Here is a 20,379-nt window from a genome sequence, read left to right on the forward strand (position 1 = left end):
TACAATTATAATCCTTATTTTTGTCTCTTAATTCATTACTTATTCACAATGGAACAAAAAGATGTATATCTAAATGATTTTCAGTCCTTTTTGGGGAAATTCATGGACAAAATTATTGGTTTCTTACCTAGCCTAATAGGAGCTATCATTGTCCTATTTGTAGGGGTATGGATATGCCGCCTGATACGAAAGTTCGTAAGACGCCTGATGGTGGCTCGTTCGGTGGATATTACCATACAGAACTTCGTGAATGAACTACTGCGCTGGGTGCTCTATATCATTCTTTTTCTAACCGTTATCCAAAAGGTAGGAGTACCTGTTTCCTCTTTCTTAGGAGCTTTGGCCGCAGCGGGCGTTGCTATAGGCTTAGCCTTACAGGGGTCATTATCCAATTTTGCTGGTGGTATCATGCTCCTAATACTCAAGCCTTTCCGTATAGGTGATTCTATCGAGGCAAAAGGACATTTAGGCACAGTAGAGCGTATAGGTATGTTCTATACTACTATTATCAAGTTTGGCAACGAACGAGTGATTATCCCCAATGGTCCTCTATTCTCGGATAATATCATCAATTATTCTCAGAATCCAACCCGCCGAGACAACATTATTGTAGGCATTGGCTATGGCTCAGACCTCAAGAAAGCAAAAGAAATTCTCTATTCACTTACCCAAAGTTGTCCTACTGCCCTTCAGGATCCTGCTCCTGTGGTTTATGTGAACGAATTGGCGGATAACTCGGTAAACTTCACCCTACGTGTATGGTCAAAAACCGAACACTATTGGGATACTCACTTTTATCTAATAGAGCAAATAAAATTAACCTTTGATAAGGAAGGTATTGAAATTCCTTTCCCTCAAAGAGATGTACATATCATTTCACAATAAAGTAACTAACTAAATTAAGAATATGGCAACCATTTTAGTAACAGGTGGTTTGGGCTTTATTGGCTCTCATACTGTGGTGGCTCTGCAACAAGCTGGTCATGAAGTGATTATCATAGACAATTTGTCCAATGCTTCTATTGAAGTTAAGGATAGAATTGCCAAAATCACTGGAAAAACACCTATTTTTGAGCAAATAGACCTTAGAGAAAAGGACAAAGTACAGGATTTCTTCCGTCGTTATCCCAAGATTGATGGCGTTATCCACTTTGCAGCTTCCAAGGCGGTAGGGGAAAGTGTAGAAAAACCCCTTTTGTACTATGAAAATAACATAGCATCTCTTATCTATATCCTCGAGGAGCTTCAGAAAAGGGAAAACACGGCCTTTATCTTCAGTTCTTCATGTACCGTGTATGGACAGGCCGACAAGCTCCCCGTAACAGAGGACGCTCCTTTCAAGCAGGCCGAATGCCCTTATGGCAATACCAAGCAGATCAACGAAGAGATTATCCGTGATACCTGTGCCGTAGTACCTGCTATCAAAGCCATTTCCTTACGCTATTTCAACCCTATTGGAGCCCATGAGTCTGCCCTTATTGGGGAGTTGCCCAATGGTGTACCTCAAAACCTAATTCCTTATATTACCCAAACGGCTATTGGCTTAAGAGAATCTCTCTCTGTATATGGGGACGACTACCCTACCCCCGATGGCACTTGTATCCGCGACTATATCCATGTGGTAGATTTGGCCGAAGCACACTTAGCTGCCCTTGAGTATATTCTTCAAGGGAAGATACAAGGCAACTATGAGGTGTTCAATGTAGGTACTGGTAAGGGAAGTTCCGTGCTGGAGGTTATCAAGGCCTTTGAAAAAGTAAGCGGGCAATCCCTCCCTTACAAGATTGTAGGTCGTCGCGCAGGAGATGTCATTGCTGCCTATGCCGATACCCATAAGGTCAATGAAGTATTGGGCTGGAAGGCTAAGCAGACCCTCGAAGATGCCCTGCTCTCGGCTTGGAATTGGGAGCAAAAACTAAGAGCGAAATAATCTTCAATTTTTTTATCTTATGAAAATAAATAAACTCCTCTCGCTAGTGGCGCTCTCCTTCTCAGGAATCGCCTTAGCGCAAGAGAAATCCTTGGCTACCCTTGTCAATGAGAAGGATGCCTTCTTGGTCGATGTACGTTCTGAAAAAGAATTTGACGCAGGAAGTGCCGCACATGCAGTGAATATTCCTTTGGAAAATATAGAGAAGGAACTCTCTCAATTCCAAGGAAAAACCAATATCATTGTCTTCTGTAGGAGTGGCAAGCGCTCTGAAGCGGCTAGAAAGCTCCTAGCTAAGCACAACATTCAGGCAGTAAATGGAAAAGGAGTTGCTTTTCTCAAGTCGCTACAGAAAGAGAATCTTATGGATATGCTCACCTATCGTACAGATAAGCATACTGCCTTGGTAATCAAAAGTGGTGAAGGTATCAAACAAGTAGCCGTTGCTTTGGGCAAAGGTGCTGTTCTTAGAAAGCATACTACCGATGTTCCTGCTTTCCTTGTGATGGTCAAAGGAGAAGTACGCTTTTTGATCAATGGAGAAGAAGTACTACTAAAGGCCTTAGACACCTATAATATCCCTGCCAATGTAGAGCATGAGCTTATAGGAGTTCAGGATGAAAACCTTTTTATACTGACCAAATCAAAGTATTTCCAAGAGTAGATGCTACAAAAAAGAGGCTGTCGACGAAGGACAGCCTCTTCTTCAGTGTATTGTTCACTTACTTTTTATTGAATAAACTCTTTTAGTTGTTGTATATACCAATCATAATCGTCATACATAACAAAATGGAGTCCCTTATTTGCATATTTAAGTTCCTTTTTGGGTAACTTTGCGTATTGTTGTTCTATCTTATTTTTGGAAAAGCTAAAAACAGACTCTAATAAGACTAAAGTAGGCACTTGTATTTGTTGTATCTCCTCCCTAAGATCTGTATTAGATAATTCACAGACCATTTTTGCAATAGTTTCCCTGTCTGAATCTACACTCCATTGTACTATTTGAGGAATTTTCTCTTTATTTTCAGTATAATAAACCATAGATGACCTTTGTGTTTGCTCAAATTTTTCCTTTGACATATCCACAAACTCTTTAATTATAGGAGAACAATCCTTATTGGGATCCACTTTAAAATCACTATTGGAGAGAGCTGCAAGCGCAGGTAACGCATCTACCACTACTATTTTCTGAAGTAGTTTAGGTTCTTTTGCTGCTATTTTCATAGCAAGCATTCCCCCCAAACTGTGCCCAACAATAATAGGCTGCTTGATTTTTTCCTTTTTGATATAAGAAATGATAGCTTCTGCCCAATTCTCCAAACTTGGATTTTTCACTGGAGTAACCCCTGCAAATCCTGCCATAGTAAAGAGGTAGCAGATATGATTAGGACTAAACTCCTTAACGGTATCTTGCCACACTTCCGCTGAGCAGGCAAGCCCTGGAATAAATAAAATAGGATTTCCTTTTTCTCCTGTTTTTTGTACTGAAAATGGCGCTGCTTGTCCTAAAGTACACAAAGGGAATATAAATAGAAATAAGAGGGTGGTTATCGTAATTTTTTTCATATATTGGGGAGTTAGGATAGAATTAGAAAAATATTATATCCTTTTGAGTTGTTCTTGCATCATTCGGATTTGATCCTTGAGCATATTTTGCTTATCTAACTTTTTAGCTTGGGTAAGGTACTCTTGGGCTTCTCGTTTACGCCTTTTTTGCATAGCTATGCCCGCCAAGCTCAACCTTGCCATAGCCTCATCATAACTCATATTGAGTCCATATTTGAGCGCTGTCTTGAAGTATTTCTCTGCCTGAGTAAGATTGGTCTGAGAAGAGACAATCCCATACAGATAGTTATAATAGCCTCTTTGCTTTTTAATCAGAGCTGTTTCAGGATTTTTGATGCGATCAAGCCACTTTTTAGTTCCTACCATATCCTGCTTACGCAGTCTTAGGAAAGCTAAAAGCAAAAACTCATTTCTGAAGAAAAACAATATAGGAAAAGCCGAAAGTAGTATAAGGAATATCCCATTACCAATATTTCCTAAGGTAAATTGATAAATAGCAAATGCGAAGATAAGCACTGCTATAGCAATCTTTATGTATCTGTGAAACATTCGTTATAAAAGTAGATTAAAAAAATAGTCGGGATGACTGGACTCGAACCAGCGACCTCACGCACCCCATACGTGAACGCTACCAACTGCGCTACATCCCGAACAAACTTTGATTTGCGGGTGCAAAGATACACCTTTTTTTTCAAACAACCAAACTTTTTTATAATGACTAATGACAAACAACTAGTGACTAATGACAAGTGACAAGTGACTAATTATGAAGCACTTGTCATTAGTCAATTGTCATTAGTAATTAAAGAGTGGTCTCTCTTGCATGAATTTGTTTACCTTATGGGCAACAGCTTCTAAGAGTTTTTCATCTTTGGCATTATTGATAACCTCATCTATATAGCCTGCTACCACTTCCATATCGGCTTCTTTAAGGCCTCGTGTGGTAACAGCAGCTGTACCTAAGCGGATACCACTGGTTACAAAAGGACTCTTATCATCAAAAGGTACCATGTTCTTATTGGCAGTAATATCGGCCTTCACAAGAGCTGTTTCTGCTTCCTTACCACTGATATTCTTGTTTCTAAGATCAATAAGCATCAGGTGGTTATCGGTACCGCCAGAGACGATGTTGTAGCCTTTTTCCACTAAGAGCTGAGCCAACTTCTTGGCATTCTTCTGTACCTGAATAGCATAGTGCAAGAACTCATCGGAGAGAGCTTCTGCAAAAGATACAGCTTTGGCCGCAATCACATGTTCCAAAGGCCCTCCTTGGTTTCCTGGGAATACAGAAAGGTCTATTAGAGAGGACATCATACGGATTTCACCCTTAGGGGTTTTAAGACCAAAAGGATTTTCAAAATCCTTACCCATCATAATCATACCCCCTCTTGGCCCACGAAGAGTCTTGTGAGTGGTAGTAGTTACAAAGTGGCAATGAGGAATAGGGTCATTGAGAAGACCTTTGGCGATAAGCCCAGCTGGGTGAGCTATGTCGGCCATAAGGAAAGCCCCCACACTATCAGCTATTTCTCTAAAGCGCTTGAAGTCAATATTTCTTGAATAAGCAGAATAACCTGCCACTATCATCTTAGGCTTTTCTTTTTGAGCTATTTCAGCTATTTTGTCATAGTTCAAAAGGCCTGTTTCCTTCTCTACCCCATAGAATAAAGGTTGGTATAGCTTTCCAGAGAAGTTAACAGAAGCGCCGTGAGTTAAGTGTCCTCCATGAGAGAGGTCAAAACCTAATATTTTATCCCCTGGGGCAAGAGTTGCAGCATATACAGACGCATTGGCTTGCGAACCACTATGGGGTTGTACATTCACATAGGCTGCTCCAAAGAGGGCTTTGGCTCTGTCTATAGCCAATTGTTCTACCTGATCCACTATTTGGCAACCTCCATAATAGCGTTTGCCAGGGTAGCCTTCTGCATACTTATTAGTAAGTACAGAACCTGCGGCTTCCATCACCTCTGGGCTTACAAAGTTCTCTGAGGCTATCAGTTCTATACCTCTGAGCTGTCTTTCTTTTTCTTGTTTGATAAGATCAAAAATTTGTTGGTCTCTCTTCATGGAAAATAAAAATTTTAAGTGGTGCAAATATAGTTATTTTTTTTCAATAATCAGCCTTTTTACTGAAAATTTATTTTCTTATCGTCTTATATATACAATTTGTCCATCTTGCCACTTGACCAGCTGTGAAGCTAAGGCATTAGGCTGATTTTCTTGGTGATAGGGCACAACAAAATCTACCGCCTGCTGTACTTCGGGGGCTATTTGAGCAAAAGTGGCTGCACTTGGCTGTCCACTTATATTGGCCGAGGTAGAGACAAGCGGACGCCCAAAGGCTTCTATAAGCTGCTTGCAGAAATCATCTTGTACTATTCTGAAAGCCAGCGAATTATCTTCAGCTATAGGAAGATGCTTATCATATACCTCTGTATAGACAACCGAAGTGGGGCGTTCTTGTCGAGCTAAGAATGTTACTACTTCCGCAGGTACTCTTACATACCGCTCTAGCATCTCCTTTGAGGAGACTAAGAGTATAAAGCTCTTAGCCAAGGGTCTTTGCTTGATCTGCTGGATACGCTGAATAGCTTTTAGTGAAAAAGCATCGCAGCCCAAGCCCCATATGGTATCAGTGGGGTAAAGTATTACCTTTTCCTCTTGCAAGAAAGAAAGGGTTTGGTGTATTATTTCTTTGAGTTCCATATTACAAAGTTACCTTTTTTCCATGACAAAACCCAACCTTCTTTTGAGTTTAGTATTTAATTAAGAAATTAGCGTATATCTCAGAAAAAAATAGTACTTTTGCGACGTTTTTAAAAAATATATTTATGAATATAATCAAACCAATTTCCATGGGGGCTTTTGCCAGCCTTTTAGTGGCTTGTGGGGGGACCTCTAAGATTGCCTCTTTACCCATAGAAACACTAGAAGGAAAAAACATTCCGACCCAAGTAGAAAACCCAAGTAAGGACGAACTTAAGACTTGGCCACACAGAGATTTACTCACCACAGGATACCCAGGTATCTCTCTTGCAGAGGCCTATAAAGCCCTTAAAGGAAGAAAAGCACAAACAGTGATTGTAGGGGTAGTAGATTCTGGAGTGGATATTAACCACGAAGATCTCAAATCTATCATCTGGACAAATCCGAAAGAAATTCCTAATAATGGTATAGACGATGACAAAAACGGCTATGTAGATGATGTACATGGATGGAACTTCTTAGGTGAAATCAACCAAGATAACCTAGAATATGTACGTATTCTCAAAAAAGGCGATACGAGTGACCCTGACTATAAGCGTGCTGAGGAAAAATACGACAAAGAGTTCAAAGATGCCAACGAGAAAATAGAACTCTATTCTCAAATAAAGGAAAGAATCGCTCAAAGTGATGCCCTTATCCAAAAGCACTTAGGTAAAAAGGAATATACTGAGGAAGACTTGGATAAGATAGATGCCTCCTCCCTACAGCTATTAGGTGCTGTACGCGGTATGAAATACCTATTGAGCAATGGTGTAAGTGTAAAAGAGACCCTAGAGGAACTCTCTGAAGGAATCAAGCACTACGAAGACCGTCTCAAGTACGGGCTTAACAAGGAGTTCAACCCAAGAAAAGTGCTTAATGACAATCCCGATGACATCACTGACAAGATATATGGTAACAACAATGTGATAGGCCCCACTGCCGAAGGCGCTTTACATGGTACCCATGTGGCTGGGATCATCGCTGCTGTACGCCATAATAACATAGGCATAGATGGCGTGGCTGACCATGTACGTATCATGCCCGTACGTACCGTACCCGATGGTGATGAGTATGATAAGGACGTAGCCCTTGCTTTGCGCTATGCTATTGACAATGGTGCCAAGGTGATCAACACTTCTTTCGGTAAGGAGTTCTCTCCACATAAGGAGTGGGTATATGATGCACTAAAATATGCTGCTGAGAAAGATGTACTCATTGTAAATGCCGCAGGTAATGATACCAAAAACGTGGATGTACAACTCACTTTCCCTGACGATAATATAAATGGAAAAGAATTCACCGACACTATGATTACCATTGGGGCACTCAACTATGAGTATAATGAGAATTTGGTAGCTTCTTTCTCCAATTACGGTAAGAACAATGTAGATTTGTTCTCCCCAGGGGTACAAATCTATGCTACTGTACCTGAGAACAAGTACAAATTCTTAGACGGCACCTCTATGGCGGCACCCGAAGTGGCTGGAGTAGCTGCCCTTATCCGTGCTTACTTCCCTAAACTAAAAGCTCGTGAAGTAAAGCAAATCCTTATGGAGTCAGGACTTACTCCTACTGTAAAAGAAGTACTTGTAGGGGGCAGAGGCGAGGAAGGAGAAGCCAAGCGCATGCTTTTCTCTGAACTTAGCAAATCCGGTAAGATAGTAAATGCTTACAATGCAATTATTTTAGCTGCCCAACGCAGTAAATAAGAGACTTTTATAACTAAAAAATAGGGAAAGACGAATCTTTCCCTATTTTTTATCTAATCACTCGCTTTATAGAAGCTATCAAATCATCTACATCCTCCACACTGAAGACATATACCCGTCCTTCTACTGTTCTTATAAGAAAGGATTGCTGCATATCCCCTATAAAAGCATTGTAGCTGCCTATATCAGAATTGCGGAACACTCCTACAAAACCCCATAATCCTCCTGAACTAAACATTTTCATATCCGAAAGCGTAGGTCTATAACGTCCTATATAGGAAATAGCCGCATACTCTATCCTTATGCTTCCCACTACTTTCTTGAGTTCAAAATATTGGGTAGTTAGCCTTACTGAAATAGGCGCATTAATCATAAAAACTCCATAGAGGATAAAAATGGTTACAGATATTAACAGCGCCTCATAATCATCATTATCAATCATGAACTTGTTCAGACTATAATTAAGCAGTCCTAAGAGAGCCACTGTTACTACAACGGTTGTAATCCTCACCCACCAACTCCAGCGCACTTTAAAATACTGTTCCATATTTTTGATTTAATTATTCTCTAAACACCTTCTCTACCCCATTGAGTTTTTTAAGACTATCCAAGAGGGAATTTAAGGCCTCGGTATTGGAGACCAAAAGGGTAATTTCTCCCTCAAAGATACCGCCCTTGCTCATGAGTTGTATGTTGTTCATACCTATTCCCTTATGGGAAATTAGGTTAGTAATCTCAGCGGCCAAGCCTTTCCTATCCACCCCTATAATCTTGATAGAAGTTTCATACTCTCGCTCAGTGGATTTTATCCACTTGGCAGGAATAATTCTATAGGCATAGTTGGAGAACATGGAGAGCGCATTGGGACAATCCTTCTTATGTACCTTGATACTTCCGCCATTGACGGCTATATAACCAAAGATATCGTCTCCTGGAATAGGGGTACAGCACTTGGAAAAGCTATAGTCCAAAACCTGCTCGTCCTTTCCAAAGACAATCATATCATAGTCATGGGCATCTTTGGTCTTTTCAGGTGCTATGGCGATAGTAGGTTTCTTCCTAAAGAAGTTAAAGAAAGATGAGGCCGTGCTTCTGCTGGAGACAAAGTTCTTGAGCATCTGGTTGTTAATCTCTCCTGTGGCCATTTGATAGAAGACATCTTGGCTTGTTTTAGTTTTGAAATAAGCGACCATATCATTGGTCACCTTCTCGTCCAATGTTACCTTGAGCTGCTTTAGCTTGCGTCTTAGTATTTCCTTTCCTTCTTCGGCTATTTTCTTTCGGTTTTCCTTGAGTGCGCCCTTGATTTTGGCTATGGCTTTAGTGGTAGTGGCATAGTCCAACCAGTTGGCATTGGGCGAGGCATTCTCAGCGGTGATAATCTCCACCTGTTCTCCACTTCTGAGCTTGTAGTTTAGCGGAACGAGCTTTCCATTGACCTTAGCCCCACGGGTGTGCATCCCCACTTCAGTATGGATACTAAAGGCAAAATCCAGCGGAGTTGCCCCTTTGGGTAAGGATTTTATTTCTCCATTGGGGGTAAAGACAAATATCTCATCGGCATAGAGGTTCATTTTGAACTCTTGGACAAACTCTACTGCATTGGCCTCGCTATCCTCCAAAACCTCTTGCAAGCGGTTGAGCCACTGTTCTATACCCCGCTCATTCTGCTGACCATGTTTGTACTTGAAGTGAGCGGCATAGCCTTTCTCAGCAATCTCGTGCATACGCTCGCTGCGAATCTGTACCTCCACCCATTTGTTCTTAGGCCCTACTACGGTAATATGCAAGGCCTCATAGCCTGTACTCTTAGGAGAGGAAAGCCAATCCCTAAGTCGTGTAGGGTTGGGACGAAAATAATCGGTAACTATAGAATAGATCTTCCAAGCCAAAAACTTCTCATTTTCAGGCGTGCTCTTATAAATAATACGAATGGCAAACTTGTCATACACCTCCTCAAAAGGAATCTTTTTGGCCACCATCTTCTTATAGATAGAGTAAATAGATTTGGGTCGTCCCTTGATGTAATAATCTACTTTCTCCTTGTCCAAGGCTGTTTTCACCGTTTCGGAGAACTCTTCGATATACTGGAGTTGTTCCTCCTTGGACTCTTCCATTTTACCCAAAATCGCGTAATATTGTTCAGGCTCGGTGTATTTAAGTCCCAAGTCCTCCAGCTCGGTCTTGATATTGTACAGCCCAATTCGGTGTGCCAAAGGCGCATAGATAAAGAGTGTTTCGGAGGCTATTTTCTGTTGCTTGTAGGTAGGCATGGCATCCATGGTCTGCATATTGTGCAAACGGTCGGCTATCTTGATAAGGATGACCCTCACATCATCGTTAAGCGTTAGGAGCATCTTGCGGAAGTTCTCCGCTTGTAAGGAAACATCGGTATCGCGGCTAAGGCTGGATATTTTGGTGAGACCTTTGACAATCTTAGCAATCACATCACCAAAATCTCGCGCAATCTCTTCTATAGTAATAGGAGTATCCTCCACTACATCGTGCAGCAAGGCCGCAGCAATAGATACCGCATCAAGGCCTATATCGTAAGCTACGATCTTAGCCACGGCTATGGGGTGAAATATATAAGGCTCTCCACTCTTGCGGCGCTGCTCCTTATGAGCATCCACAGCTACATCGAAAGCCTTACGAATCAGCTTCTTATCCTCTTCGCTGAGGGTCTGATAGCTTTCACGTAAGAGGTCTTTATATCTTTTGGCAATTTCTTTGCTTTCTTCCGGGGTATAGTATTCTGTTTCCATAAAAATTACATTTCTCTAATCAAGGGCTATATTACGTTTTTTTCTTCGATTAAAAAAGTTTTTTAACTGAAAAAATCAATGATAATTATCAAAACTTCTCGTTTATTTATAAACAACTCAAATTTCGTAGATTATATTCAAATGATTATAAAAATTAATAAACCCCAATAATTAATCTAGAATTATTCATACAAATCTAAACGATCCCTTTTAAATATTTACCTAAAATAGAGACTAAAATATATTATTAAAAATCAACGCATTAGACAACCTTTTTATACTTAAAAAATATTTCTAATTATTATATTTTTTATTTCTATTTTTTTTCTATTTTTGCCAAACAAACAAATCTATTTTAAGATGCATATTTTAAAAATTATTCATGGTTATCCCCCCCAATACAATGCTGGTTCTGAAGTTTATAGTCAATCCATCTGTAATGAACTGTCAAAACACCATAAAATATCTGTATTTACAAGAGAGGAAAATCCCTATGCACCTTGTTTTTCTATCAGAGAAAAAAAGGTTAATAAAAATTTAACTCTTTATCTAGTAAATCATCCACAAGGGAAAGATGGTTATAGGCATCAACAAATAGATGATGTTTTCACTTCTTTATTAGAGAAACTTCGACCTGACATTGCTCATATAGGTCATTTAAACCATCTTTCCACAGGATTAGTTGATGTATTAAATCAATTTGAAATCCCTATTATATATACACTACATGATTTTTGGTTAATGTGTCCAAGAGGACAGTTCCTAACCAGAAGTATAGGTAAAGTTGAAGGCAATTTTCAGTTATGTACTCATCAAGATAATAAGAAATGTGCAATAGATTGCTATAAAGTATATTTTAGTGGAATAAAAGATAATGAAGCAAGTGATACTAAACAATGGGAAACATGGGTTCGCCAACGAATGCAGGAAACTAAAAAAATTGTTGACAAAGTAGATTTGTTTATAGCACCTTCCCAATATCTAAAATATCGTTTTGAAAAAGATTTTCATATCCCAAAAGAAAAGATTATCTACTTAGATTACGGTTTTCCTACTGATTATTTAATACCTACAGAAAAAACAAAAAAGAAAGAACCCTATACTTTTGGATATATAGGTACTCATATACCTGCAAAAGGTATTAATCTATTAATAGAAGCGTTTAAAAAAACAGAAAAACCTGCTATTCTTAAAATATTTGGAAGAGAAAATGGACAAAGTACCAAAGCCTTACGAGCAATGGCTTCTTCTTCAAAAAATGAGATAGAGTTCTTAGGTGAATATATAAATCAAAATTTGGTGAATGATGTCTTTTCTAAAGTTGACTGTATAGTGGTTCCTAGTATTTGGGGAGAAAACTCTCCCTTGGTAATTCACGAAGCTCAAGCCTGCAAAATTCCTGTAATTACAGCAAATTTTGGAGGAATGAAAGAATATGTAGCCCATAATGTAAATGGTTTATTATTTAAACATAGAGATGTAGACTCTTTAGTAGAACAATTAAATTTTGCTATATCAAATCCTAAAAAAATGGAAGAATTAGGAAATGTTGGCTATTTATATTCAGCAAACGGAGCAATCCCTAATATAGAAGAGCATTGTATGCAACTAGAAACTATTTACCAAAATCATATTTCTAAAAAATATAAATTATGGCGAATAACTCTTGATACTAATCCAGAGGATTGCAATTTGAGTTGCACTATGTGTGAGGAACATAGCCCTTTCTCTAAATTTATCAAAGAAAAACTAAATGGGAAAAGGCGTAGAATGCCAAAAGAATGGTTAGAAAATATCTTTCAACAGGCTAAAACATTAGGTGTGAAAGAAATTATACCTTCTACTATGGGAGAACCTTTACTATACAAACATTTCGCTTATATAGTAGAACTTTGCTATAAATATAATATCAAAATGAATCTGACAACTAATGGCACTTTCCCTAAAACTACAGAAAAAAGTGTTACTGAATGGGCAAAATTATTAGTTCCTATAACTACAGATGTAAAAATAAGTTGGAATGGAGCTACTGCACAAACGGCTCAAAAAATAATGTTAAAGATTAATTTTGATGAAGCTCTTGCTAATGTAAAAGAATTTATTCGTATTCGTAATGAACACTTTAAAACAATAGGACATAAATGTAGAGTCACTTTTCAGCTAACTTTTATGCAAAATAACATGCATGAATTAGCAGATATAATAGCTTTGGCAGCTGAATTGGATGTTGATAGAGTGAAAGGCCATCAGCTTTGGGCTCACTTTAATGAGATAAAAAATTTATCAATGAAACATTCTACTGAAAGTATCTTACAATGGAATAAATATGTAAGACAAGCGCATGAAGCTCAAGAAAAATATAGAAAACCTAATGGAGAAAAGGTGATTTTAGAAAACATTATCCCAATTGAAATAAACGAATCGCAAGAAATACCTGAGAATTACAATTGTCCCTTCTTAGGAAAAGAATTATGGATTTCTCCTACAGGCAAAATTTCTCCTTGTTGTGCTCCAGATGAGATGCGACAGACATTGGGAGATTTCGGCAATATAGAAAACAATACTATTGAAAGCATCTTAAACAGTAAAAATTATACTGATTTAATTTCTACCTACAAACAAATTCCTTTATGTAAAACTTGTAATATGCGTAAACCATAATGAAACAAACAGAAACTATACAGAAACTTAAAACTATTTTCTCTAAAATAGAAGGAATAGAATTTGCCATTCTTTATGGCTCTTTTGCTAGAGGTTCAGCAACAGCTAATTCAGATATTGATATTCAAATATTGGTAACCTCATCTTTTGATATAAATAATTTTATTTCAGTTATTGAAAAATGCTTTCAAGAAAATATTTTTTCTGTAAGAAAACTAGAAGTAAAACATAAAATTATAGCCTATTTTCTATATAGTCCAAAAATAGAATTTAGCTTTTATACAGAATCCAAAGATATTAATAGGTTCTATGTAGGGTCAGAAATCATGAATGTTGATAGAACTATTCTATATGCTAATAATTCTTGGAAAAATAAACTTATTACCTATTTAAGGAAAATTACAGAGAACAAAAATGATATTAATACATCTAAATATATAGATGAATTAGTAGATGAATTTATCTATCAATTTGAAAATGCCTCAACCATGCATAAGAGAAGTGATGCCTATCAGTTCTATTTCTTTTACAATATAGCCCTACATAAAGCCATACAACTTCATCAACTGTCTATAGGAAATACACAATTCAATTTCCTACCCAAACGTTTTGTAAGTAGTCTTCCTAATGATGATAAACGTAAAGAGATATATGAGCTACATGGTGAAATATTACTAACAAAGGCTAATAGGCAGAAGAGAAAATTATTAGATTTTTTTTACAAAACACTTACTAATCTTGTAACAGAAAAACAAAAAGAAGAGGTGAAAAATTTCTGTGAATATATCTACAAAAGAGATTATTTTTGGAATTTTAGAGATATAAGCCTTTATAATCCATTGATAAAAAAAGGAATTATATATAGAACAGCTAATTTTGTCTCTTTTTTAGAGAGTGATTTCTTTGAAGAACTTATTAGAGATACCAATATAAAAACAATTATTGAGTTACGTGCTAATAGAGAAATTAAAGAACTTCCCTATCCAACATCTTTTACTCAGAATTTTAAATATGTATTAGCTCCTTTTGATCCTTGGGAACAGCCAGACTGGTTCAAAGAACATTACCACTATGGTACAGACATAGAAATAGCTTATCGTTTTTTCTTATTATGCTGTAAAGATAGTATTCGTACTGCTATGCTTTCAATCCTGAAAGAAGATAGGGGAGCTATTGCTATTCATTGTTTTGCGGGGAAAGATAGAACAGGTATCTTAATCTCTCTTCTACACTTATTAGTTGGTGCCAATATGGAGATAGTTTATGAAGATTATTTAGCAAGTGAAGTAGATACTGAAATCTCAAAACTTAATGCCGCCCTTGAAGTCATAACCAATGAAGGCGGTATCATTCCTTATTTATTGAGTTGTGGTTTGCAACAAGAAGAAATAATATCTCTAAAAGAAAAATTGACTGCTAATGAGAAATAAACTTAAATCATTTTTCACTGAGTATTGGGGATATTTAGCTGTAAGTACTGCTTGCGAACTAAATTTATTTGATGCTTTAAAAGTTCCAAAAACAGCCAAACAATTAGCAAATGAATTATTCTTATATGAAAAAACATTATTTCACCTATTAGAGGCTTTAGCAAACATAAAATTCTTAACTAAGAAAGAAGATTTATATAGCATCAATAGTTTATCGGAGTTCCTAACGGAAGATCATTCTGAAAGCCTCAAATATGCTTGCTTGAATTGGAGTAAGGAGCACCTTAGAGCATGGCAAGAACTACCATATTCTATAAAAACAGGCAAAAATGCTTTTGAGAAAATATACGGACTCCCTTTCTTCGATTATTTGGACGAAAACCCAAAAGAATTAAACAATTATCACAAAGCAATGTATCAATATGCAAAAGATGATTATAAAAATCTCCCTAACATTATTGATTTTAGTAAACATAACTCAATAATAGATGTGGGAGGGGGGTATGGTGCTCTTATCAACAACATTCAATCAAAGTATCCTACTTTAAAATGTATTCTATTTGATTTAGAGAAAGTAATAGAAAAAGTATCTGCTACTAATATACAAAAAATAGGAGGTAGTTTTTTTGATCCAATACCAACAAAAACAGATGCTATTATTCTTTCAAGGATATTACATGATTGGAATGATAAGAAAGCTCTACAAATACTTAAAAACTGTTTTGATGCCTTAAATGATGATGGCACCTTGTATGTTATTGAAAATTGCATTGATAAAACAGAAATAGATATTTCTCTTTTATCTTTAAATATGGCTGTTATATGCGAGAGTTATGAACGAACGTCAAAAGAATATTGTTTACTTGCTGATAAGAGAAATTTTAAATTTTGTCAAGAAATAAAATTGAATGAATTACAAAATATCTTAATATTTAAAAAATGAATTGGAAAGATATAAAAATAACACAGAATAATACTTCTTTTCTATATAATGGAAATATTTTGTTCAATAAGAAATTTATAGAAGTACTAAAGTTTCATGATCCAGGACTTGCTCCTGTATTAGATGAGAGTGGTGCTTATCATATCACTACTGAAGGAGAACCTCTTTATACTTGTAGATATAAGAGAACTTTTGGGTTCTATGATAAAAGAGCAGCTGTAATTGATGATAATAATAAATGGTTTCATATTAATGAAAAAGGAGAAAGAGTATACTCAAAAAATTTTCTATGGGTTGGTAATTATCAAGAAAATTACTGTACCGTAAGAGATGAACAAAATAAATATTATCATATTGATTTATTAGGTAATGAATTGTATATGGAGAGATATGCCTATGCAGGGGACTATAAAGATGGAATAGCTTGTGTACGTTTATATAATAATTATTTTAAACATATTGATTTACAAGGGAATTATGTTAATGATAAACAATTTATTGATTTGGGAGTGTTTCACAAAAATTTTGCTACTGCGAGAGATTCAAAAGGATGGTTTCATATCAATAAAAAAGGAGAGGCCTTATATAATGAAAGATATTTACTTATAGAACCTTTTTATAATGGTCATGCTTTGATTACAACATTTGAATATAAAAAGAAGATTATAAATGAAAAAGGAGAAATAGTCTTTCTTATTCCTTAAATTATATTTTGTAATTTCCTAAAAAATAATTACTTTTGTGCTCTCTTTTGTCAAACAAATCTCATAAAGTAATGGAACAAAAAAAACGCATCCATTCGGCTTTGGTTTCTGTCTTTAACAAAGATGGTCTTGAGCCTATTATCCAGAAAATGAATGATTTAGGTATTGTTATGTATTCCACTGGAGGTACAGAAGCCTTTATCAAATCCCTCAATATCCCTGTGGTAGCGGTAGAGGATATTACCCAATACCCCTCTATCCTTGGAGGAAGAGTCAAAACCCTACACCCTAAGATCTTCGGGGGTATCCTAAACCGACAAGGTAATGCTTCTGACCAAGAACAGATGCAAACCTACGATATTCCTCAGATAGACTTAGTAATCGTGGATTTGTATCCTTTCGAGCAAACCGTTGCCAATGGGGCGAATGAACAAGATATTATTGAAAAGATTGACATAGGAGGTATCTCCCTTATCCGCGCTGCCGCTAAGAACTTCAACGATACTCTCTGTGTGTCTTCCAAAGAAGACTACCCTGCCCTGCTGAAAGTTCTCTCTGAAGGCAAAGGAGAAACTACCCTTGCCGAGAGAAAGCAGTTTGCCCTACATGCTTTTGCCACTTCTTCAAGATATGATACGGCTATTTTCAACTACTTCAATACTGATCACTCCGCCCAACTGCTCAGAGTAAGCGAAGACAAAGCACAAGTACTCCGCTATGGAGAGAATCCTCATCAGAAAGGGGTGTTCTATGGCGATTTTGATGCTCTTTTCACCAAACTACACGGCAAAGAACTCTCCTATAACAACCTCTTAGATGTAGATGCAGCGGTAAACCTTATGAGCGAATTTGCACATGAAGACCCTACCTTTGCTATTCTAAAACATAACAACACTTGTGGTATTGCCACGCGCCCTACTCTATTGGAGGCTTATAATACTGCCCTTTCCTGCGATCCTGTTTCAGCCTTTGGAGGGATTCTTATCGCCAATCACCCTATAGACAAGGCAACAGCCGAGGCCATCAACCCTCTATTTTGTGAAGTGGTAATTGCTCCTGACTATGAAAAAGAAGCTTTGGAGCTACTTGAGGGTAAGAAAAACCGTATTCTACTGGTACAAAAGCAGATCTCTTTGCCACAAACTTCCCTTCGCTCTTGCCTCAATGGCTATCTATGGCAAGATAGAGACCTTAAAACTGATGCTGTCTCCGATATTTCTTATGTTACAGACCAGAAACCATCGACTGAGGACTTGGAAGACCTACTTTTTGCCTCTAAGATATGCAAACACACCAAATCCAACACCATTGTACTGGCTAAAAACAAACAACTTCTAGCCTCTGGAACAGGACAAACTAGCCGTGTGGATGCCCTCAAGCAGGCCATCGAAAAGGCTAAAGAGTTCAAGTTCTCCCTTGAGGGAGCTGTTATGGCCAGCGATGCATTCTTCCCTTTCCCTGACTGTGTGGAAATAGCTCATAACGAGGGGATTCGCAGTGTAATCCAGCCAGGAGGCTCTATCAAAGACAATCTAAGTATAGAGTACTGTAATACCCATCAAGTAGCTATGGTGATGACAGGTATACGACACTTTAAACACTAATGAAGTGAACAGTGAAAAACGAAAAGTGAAGAGTGAAAAGTGGATAGCCGCTTTTCACTCTTCACTTTTCGTTATTCACTTAATAAGGCTTTGTTGATGCGCTTAATTAGTGCGGGGCCTTCGTAGATAAAGCCTGTGAAGAGTTGTACTAAGCTCGCCCCTGCATGGAGTTTCTCTAGAGCATCTTCTGGGGAGTGTATGCCTCCGACCCCTATGATAGGGAAACTATGGCCACTCTTCTCGGCTAAGAAACGTATCACCTCAGTAGAGCGCTTGGTTAAGGGTTTGCCACTGAGACCTCCTGTTTCTACCCTGTTAGGCGATGCCAATCCGTCTCTGCTTATGGTAGTATTGGTTGCTATGACCCCTGCTATGGAGGTTTGTTTTACTATGTCTATAATATCCAATAGCTGTTCGTCCGTAAGGTCTGGAGCTATTTTCAGTAATATAGGTTTGGGCTTGGGGAGTTTTCCGTTAGCCTCTTGCAAGAGTGTCAGTAGCTTCTGTAGTGGTTCTTTTTCTTGTAGAGAACGCAGATTAGGTGTATTGGGAGAGCTGACATTTACCACAAAATAATCCACATAAGGAGCTAATTGTCCAAAGCAATAGAGATAATCCTCATGAGCCTTCTCATTCTCTGTCCATTTGTTCTTTCCTATATTCCCCCCTATGATCACCTGTTTGTTCTTCTTTAGTCGGGCAATAATTGCCTCTACTCCGTCGTTATTAAAGCCCATACGGTTGATAATCCCTTTGTCCTCTACCAAGCGGAATAAGCGCTTACGAGGATTTCCAGGTTGGGGCTTAGGTGTTACGGTACCTATCTCTATAAAGCCAAAACCAAGGGAAGAAAGTTCTGAGAAAAGCTCTGCATTCTTATCCAATCCTGCTGCTAGACCGACAGGATTGGGAAACTTAATTCCGAACACCTCTCGCTCCAATCGCTTGTCCTTTAGCTGATAACGAGCCCTCAGAAGAGCGGGAACCAGCGGAATACGATTGACAAACTTGAGCCAACCAAAGGTAAAATGATGTACCTTCTCTGGGTCAAAGAGAAATAATAAGGGGCGAATAATACGCTTATACATGGTGATTTTTATTGCAAATATACAATTTTTAGTTGAATTTTTACCTGTTTTTCTGCTTTTTTTCTTGGGAAAAAAGCAGTAACTTTGCCCCCTTGAAACAAATGCTTATACTAAGCTACAAGCTATGAAAAATTATCTACTTCCTTTCCTCTCCATTATCATAGGAGTTTGCTTGGTTCTATGGATAAAACCCAATAATAAGAGTCGTATCAAGCTACTTTTGGCCTTTAGTGGGGCTTTTCTTTTGGGTATGACAGTCTTTACGCTTATTCCAGAGATCTATCATGCAGTATTTGAGAGTGATTCTTCCCTACATACAGCCGATTTGGATGAGGCACACACCCATGACGTTGGAAAGACAATAGGTATATGGATTATTATAGGGATTCTCTTGCAGATTGTCTTAGAGTTTTTCTCTCATGGTGCCGAACATGGCCACTTCCACTCCCCTGCCAAGGGACTAAGAACCCAATTCCCTTGGGGGCTTTTCATCAGCCTAAGTATTCACTCTATTCTAGAGGGCTTTCCCTTACATGCCCACAGCAATATGGTGTATGGCATCTTTATCCATCACCTGCCTATCGCCATGGTACTGACTATTTTCTTTTTGGATTCGGGTATAGGTACGAAGAAAACACTTATTTTCCTCTTCCTTTTCTCTCTAATGACTCCTTTTGGCGCTTTCTTAGCCAATACAGTACCCCAATTAGTGGCCTATCATACGCAAATGAGTGCCATTGTCATAGGTATTTTTCTACATATCTCCTCAGTAATCCTCTTTGAAACCTCCGAGAATCACCATTTCAACTACCTAAAACTAGGTGTGATTGTACTGGGATTTGCACTGGCATACCCTTTATAAAAATAAAAAGTAAAAGGTAAAAAGTAAAGAATGTACTCTTATAGTCAATCATATTTAGAATGCGAATAAAATGCGAATAAATAAGGCAAGGGGTTCATTCCTAATTCGCTCTCTTTCAAGGGCTAATTGCCATTAGCCCCTACACCTGCTCATGCTAATTTTTCGCAAACCATTTCTGTTTGACTATAATTTGAATTAATAGTTAAAAAATATCTGTATAATCTAATTCGTTAAGACGCAATAAATTGCGTCTCTACGGATGACTACGCTAATCAGGAATTGTCTTAGCCAGCGTTAGGGTAGAGACGCAATTTATTGCGTCTTAGAAAGTCAGTGAATAATATTTTAACTATTGATTCGCTTTTT

General features: G+C 37.8%; 17 protein-coding genes and 1 tRNA gene. 10 read left to right on the plus strand and 8 right to left on the minus strand.

Going from position 1 to position 20,379, the window contains the following annotated elements; all coding sequences use genetic code 11:
* Positions 1 to 48 precede the first annotated feature (48 nt).
* Genes HMPREF9331_RS02880 through HMPREF9331_RS02890 form a run of 3 tightly spaced genes read left to right on the plus strand, consistent with a single transcriptional unit; the run spans position 49 to position 2,594 of the window.
* Positions 49 to 885, plus strand: a complete 837-nt coding sequence (locus tag HMPREF9331_RS02880; protein ID WP_016419657.1) for a mechanosensitive ion channel family protein — start codon at positions 49 to 51, stop codon at positions 883 to 885.
* Positions 886 to 907: 22 nt separating this feature from the next.
* A complete protein-coding gene (gene galE, locus HMPREF9331_RS02885) occupies positions 908 to 1,930 on the plus strand; it encodes a UDP-glucose 4-epimerase GalE (protein WP_016419658.1) in 1,023 nt (340 codons plus the stop codon).
* A gap of 19 nt (positions 1,931 to 1,949) precedes the next feature.
* Complete coding sequence (locus tag HMPREF9331_RS02890) at positions 1,950 to 2,594, plus strand: rhodanese-like domain-containing protein (RefSeq protein ID WP_040356894.1); 645 nt, start codon at positions 1,950 to 1,952, stop codon at positions 2,592 to 2,594.
* A 65-nt stretch (positions 2,595 to 2,659) separates the two neighbouring features.
* On the opposite strand, the gene HMPREF9331_RS02895 is transcribed toward HMPREF9331_RS02890, so the two are convergent.
* The 5 genes from HMPREF9331_RS02895 to HMPREF9331_RS02915 all read right to left on the minus strand — a co-directional run bounded on the left by HMPREF9331_RS02895 (position 2,660) and on the right by HMPREF9331_RS02915 (position 6,205).
* Complete coding sequence (locus HMPREF9331_RS02895; protein ID WP_016419660.1) at positions 2,660 to 3,496, minus strand: alpha/beta fold hydrolase; 837 nt, start codon at positions 3,494 to 3,496, stop codon at positions 2,660 to 2,662.
* Positions 3,497 to 3,529: 33 nt separating this feature from the next.
* The gene (locus tag HMPREF9331_RS02900) at positions 3,530 to 4,045 is read right to left on the minus strand and encodes a hypothetical protein (protein ID WP_016419661.1); all 516 of its coding nucleotides are present in this window, start codon (positions 4,043 to 4,045) and stop codon (positions 3,530 to 3,532) included.
* A 28-nt stretch (positions 4,046 to 4,073) separates the two neighbouring features.
* A tRNA-Pro gene (locus HMPREF9331_RS02905) sits at positions 4,074 to 4,146 on the minus strand.
* Between the two features lie 145 nt (positions 4,147 to 4,291).
* Positions 4,292 to 5,566: a serine hydroxymethyltransferase gene (gene glyA / locus HMPREF9331_RS02910; RefSeq protein WP_016419662.1), complete on the minus strand. Its 1,275-nt coding sequence runs from the start codon at positions 5,564 to 5,566 to the stop codon at positions 4,292 to 4,294.
* Positions 5,567 to 5,644: 78 nt separating this feature from the next.
* Entirely contained in the window at positions 5,645 to 6,205 is a 561-nt protein-coding gene (locus HMPREF9331_RS02915) for an L-threonylcarbamoyladenylate synthase (protein ID WP_016419663.1), read from the minus strand.
* A gap of 125 nt (positions 6,206 to 6,330) precedes the next feature.
* On the opposite strand from HMPREF9331_RS02915, the gene HMPREF9331_RS02920 reads away from it, so the two are divergent.
* Complete coding sequence (locus tag HMPREF9331_RS02920; RefSeq protein ID WP_016419664.1) at positions 6,331 to 7,956, plus strand: S8 family peptidase; 1,626 nt, start codon at positions 6,331 to 6,333, stop codon at positions 7,954 to 7,956.
* A gap of 49 nt (positions 7,957 to 8,005) precedes the next feature.
* On the opposite strand, the gene HMPREF9331_RS02925 is transcribed toward HMPREF9331_RS02920, so the two are convergent.
* Positions 8,006 to 8,503, minus strand: coding sequence for a PH domain-containing protein (locus tag HMPREF9331_RS02925; protein ID WP_016419665.1), 498 nt, complete (start codon positions 8,501 to 8,503; stop codon positions 8,006 to 8,008).
* Between the two features lie 13 nt (positions 8,504 to 8,516).
* Entirely contained in the window at positions 8,517 to 10,721 is a 2,205-nt protein-coding gene (locus HMPREF9331_RS02930) for a RelA/SpoT family protein (protein ID WP_016419666.1), read from the minus strand.
* Positions 10,722 to 11,081: 360 nt separating this feature from the next.
* On the opposite strand from HMPREF9331_RS02930, the gene HMPREF9331_RS12695 reads away from it, so the two are divergent.
* The 5 genes from HMPREF9331_RS12695 (at position 11,082) to purH (ending at position 18,063) form a co-directional block, all read left to right on the plus strand.
* Entirely contained in the window at positions 11,082 to 13,382 is a 2,301-nt protein-coding gene (locus HMPREF9331_RS12695) for a glycosyltransferase (protein ID WP_016419668.1), read from the plus strand.
* On the plus strand, positions 13,382 to 14,812 hold the full coding sequence (locus tag HMPREF9331_RS02940; protein WP_016419669.1) for a tyrosine-protein phosphatase: 1,431 nt from the start codon (positions 13,382 to 13,384) through the stop codon (positions 14,810 to 14,812). The genes HMPREF9331_RS12695 and HMPREF9331_RS02940 overlap by 1 nt, the downstream gene beginning before the upstream one ends.
* Positions 14,802 to 15,755, plus strand: a complete 954-nt coding sequence (locus tag HMPREF9331_RS02945) for a methyltransferase (RefSeq protein ID WP_016419670.1) — start codon at positions 14,802 to 14,804, stop codon at positions 15,753 to 15,755. Before HMPREF9331_RS02940 ends, HMPREF9331_RS02945 begins: the two co-directional genes overlap by 11 nt.
* Complete coding sequence (locus HMPREF9331_RS02950) at positions 15,752 to 16,459, plus strand: WG repeat-containing protein (RefSeq protein WP_016419671.1); 708 nt, start codon at positions 15,752 to 15,754, stop codon at positions 16,457 to 16,459. Before HMPREF9331_RS02945 ends, HMPREF9331_RS02950 begins: the two co-directional genes overlap by 4 nt.
* A 71-nt stretch (positions 16,460 to 16,530) precedes the next feature.
* Positions 16,531 to 18,063, plus strand: a complete 1,533-nt coding sequence (purH, locus tag HMPREF9331_RS02955) for a bifunctional phosphoribosylaminoimidazolecarboxamide formyltransferase/IMP cyclohydrolase (protein WP_016419672.1) — start codon at positions 16,531 to 16,533, stop codon at positions 18,061 to 18,063.
* A 71-nt stretch (positions 18,064 to 18,134) separates the two neighbouring features.
* Here the strand turns inward: purH and HMPREF9331_RS02960 are convergent, their stop codons facing one another.
* Positions 18,135 to 19,151: a quinone-dependent dihydroorotate dehydrogenase gene (locus tag HMPREF9331_RS02960; protein ID WP_016419673.1), complete on the minus strand. Its 1,017-nt coding sequence runs from the start codon at positions 19,149 to 19,151 to the stop codon at positions 18,135 to 18,137.
* Between the two features lie 124 nt (positions 19,152 to 19,275).
* Here HMPREF9331_RS02960 and HMPREF9331_RS02965 point away from each other — a divergent pair, with 124 nt between their 5' ends.
* The gene (locus HMPREF9331_RS02965; protein WP_016419674.1) at positions 19,276 to 20,013 is read left to right on the plus strand and encodes a ZIP family metal transporter; all 738 of its coding nucleotides are present in this window, start codon (positions 19,276 to 19,278) and stop codon (positions 20,011 to 20,013) included.
* The last annotated feature ends 366 nt before the right edge of the window (positions 20,014 to 20,379 follow it).

The sequence above is a fragment of the Capnocytophaga granulosa ATCC 51502 genome (genome assembly GCF_000411115.1).
Taxonomy (GTDB): domain Bacteria; phylum Bacteroidota; class Bacteroidia; order Flavobacteriales; family Flavobacteriaceae; genus Capnocytophaga; species Capnocytophaga granulosa.

Excerpts from the sequence above, each read along its gene's own strand:
- HMPREF9331_RS02945 (WP_016419670.1), top strand. The coding sequence starts at position 14,802 with ATGAGAAATAAACTTAAATCATTTTTCACTGAGTATTGGGGATATTTA.
- HMPREF9331_RS02965 (WP_016419674.1), top strand. The coding sequence starts at position 19,276 with ATGAAAAATTATCTACTTCCTTTCCTCTCCATTATCATAGGAGTTTGC.
- HMPREF9331_RS02950 (WP_016419671.1), top strand. The coding sequence starts at position 15,752 with ATGAATTGGAAAGATATAAAAATAACACAGAATAATACTTCTTTTCTA.
- HMPREF9331_RS02890 (WP_040356894.1), top strand. The coding sequence starts at position 1,950 with ATGAAAATAAATAAACTCCTCTCGCTAGTGGCGCTCTCCTTCTCAGGA.
- galE (WP_016419658.1), top strand. The coding sequence starts at position 908 with ATGGCAACCATTTTAGTAACAGGTGGTTTGGGCTTTATTGGCTCTCAT.
- HMPREF9331_RS02880 (WP_016419657.1), top strand. The coding sequence starts at position 49 with ATGGAACAAAAAGATGTATATCTAAATGATTTTCAGTCCTTTTTGGGG.
- HMPREF9331_RS02920 (WP_016419664.1), top strand. The coding sequence starts at position 6,331 with ATGAATATAATCAAACCAATTTCCATGGGGGCTTTTGCCAGCCTTTTA.
- glyA (WP_016419662.1), bottom strand. The coding sequence starts at position 5,566 with ATGAAGAGAGACCAACAAATTTTTGATCTTATCAAACAAGAAAAAGAA.
- HMPREF9331_RS12695 (WP_016419668.1), top strand. The coding sequence starts at position 11,082 with ATGCATATTTTAAAAATTATTCATGGTTATCCCCCCCAATACAATGCT.
- HMPREF9331_RS02930 (WP_016419666.1), bottom strand. The coding sequence starts at position 10,721 with ATGGAAACAGAATACTATACCCCGGAAGAAAGCAAAGAAATTGCCAAA.
- HMPREF9331_RS02900 (WP_016419661.1), bottom strand. The coding sequence starts at position 4,045 with ATGTTTCACAGATACATAAAGATTGCTATAGCAGTGCTTATCTTCGCA.
- HMPREF9331_RS02960 (WP_016419673.1), bottom strand. The coding sequence starts at position 19,151 with ATGTATAAGCGTATTATTCGCCCCTTATTATTTCTCTTTGACCCAGAG.
- HMPREF9331_RS02895 (WP_016419660.1), bottom strand. The coding sequence starts at position 3,496 with ATGAAAAAAATTACGATAACCACCCTCTTATTTCTATTTATATTCCCT.
- HMPREF9331_RS02915 (WP_016419663.1), bottom strand. The coding sequence starts at position 6,205 with ATGGAACTCAAAGAAATAATACACCAAACCCTTTCTTTCTTGCAAGAG.
- HMPREF9331_RS02940 (WP_016419669.1), top strand. The coding sequence starts at position 13,382 with ATGAAACAAACAGAAACTATACAGAAACTTAAAACTATTTTCTCTAAA.
- HMPREF9331_RS02925 (WP_016419665.1), bottom strand. The coding sequence starts at position 8,503 with ATGGAACAGTATTTTAAAGTGCGCTGGAGTTGGTGGGTGAGGATTACA.
- purH (WP_016419672.1), top strand. The coding sequence starts at position 16,531 with ATGGAACAAAAAAAACGCATCCATTCGGCTTTGGTTTCTGTCTTTAAC.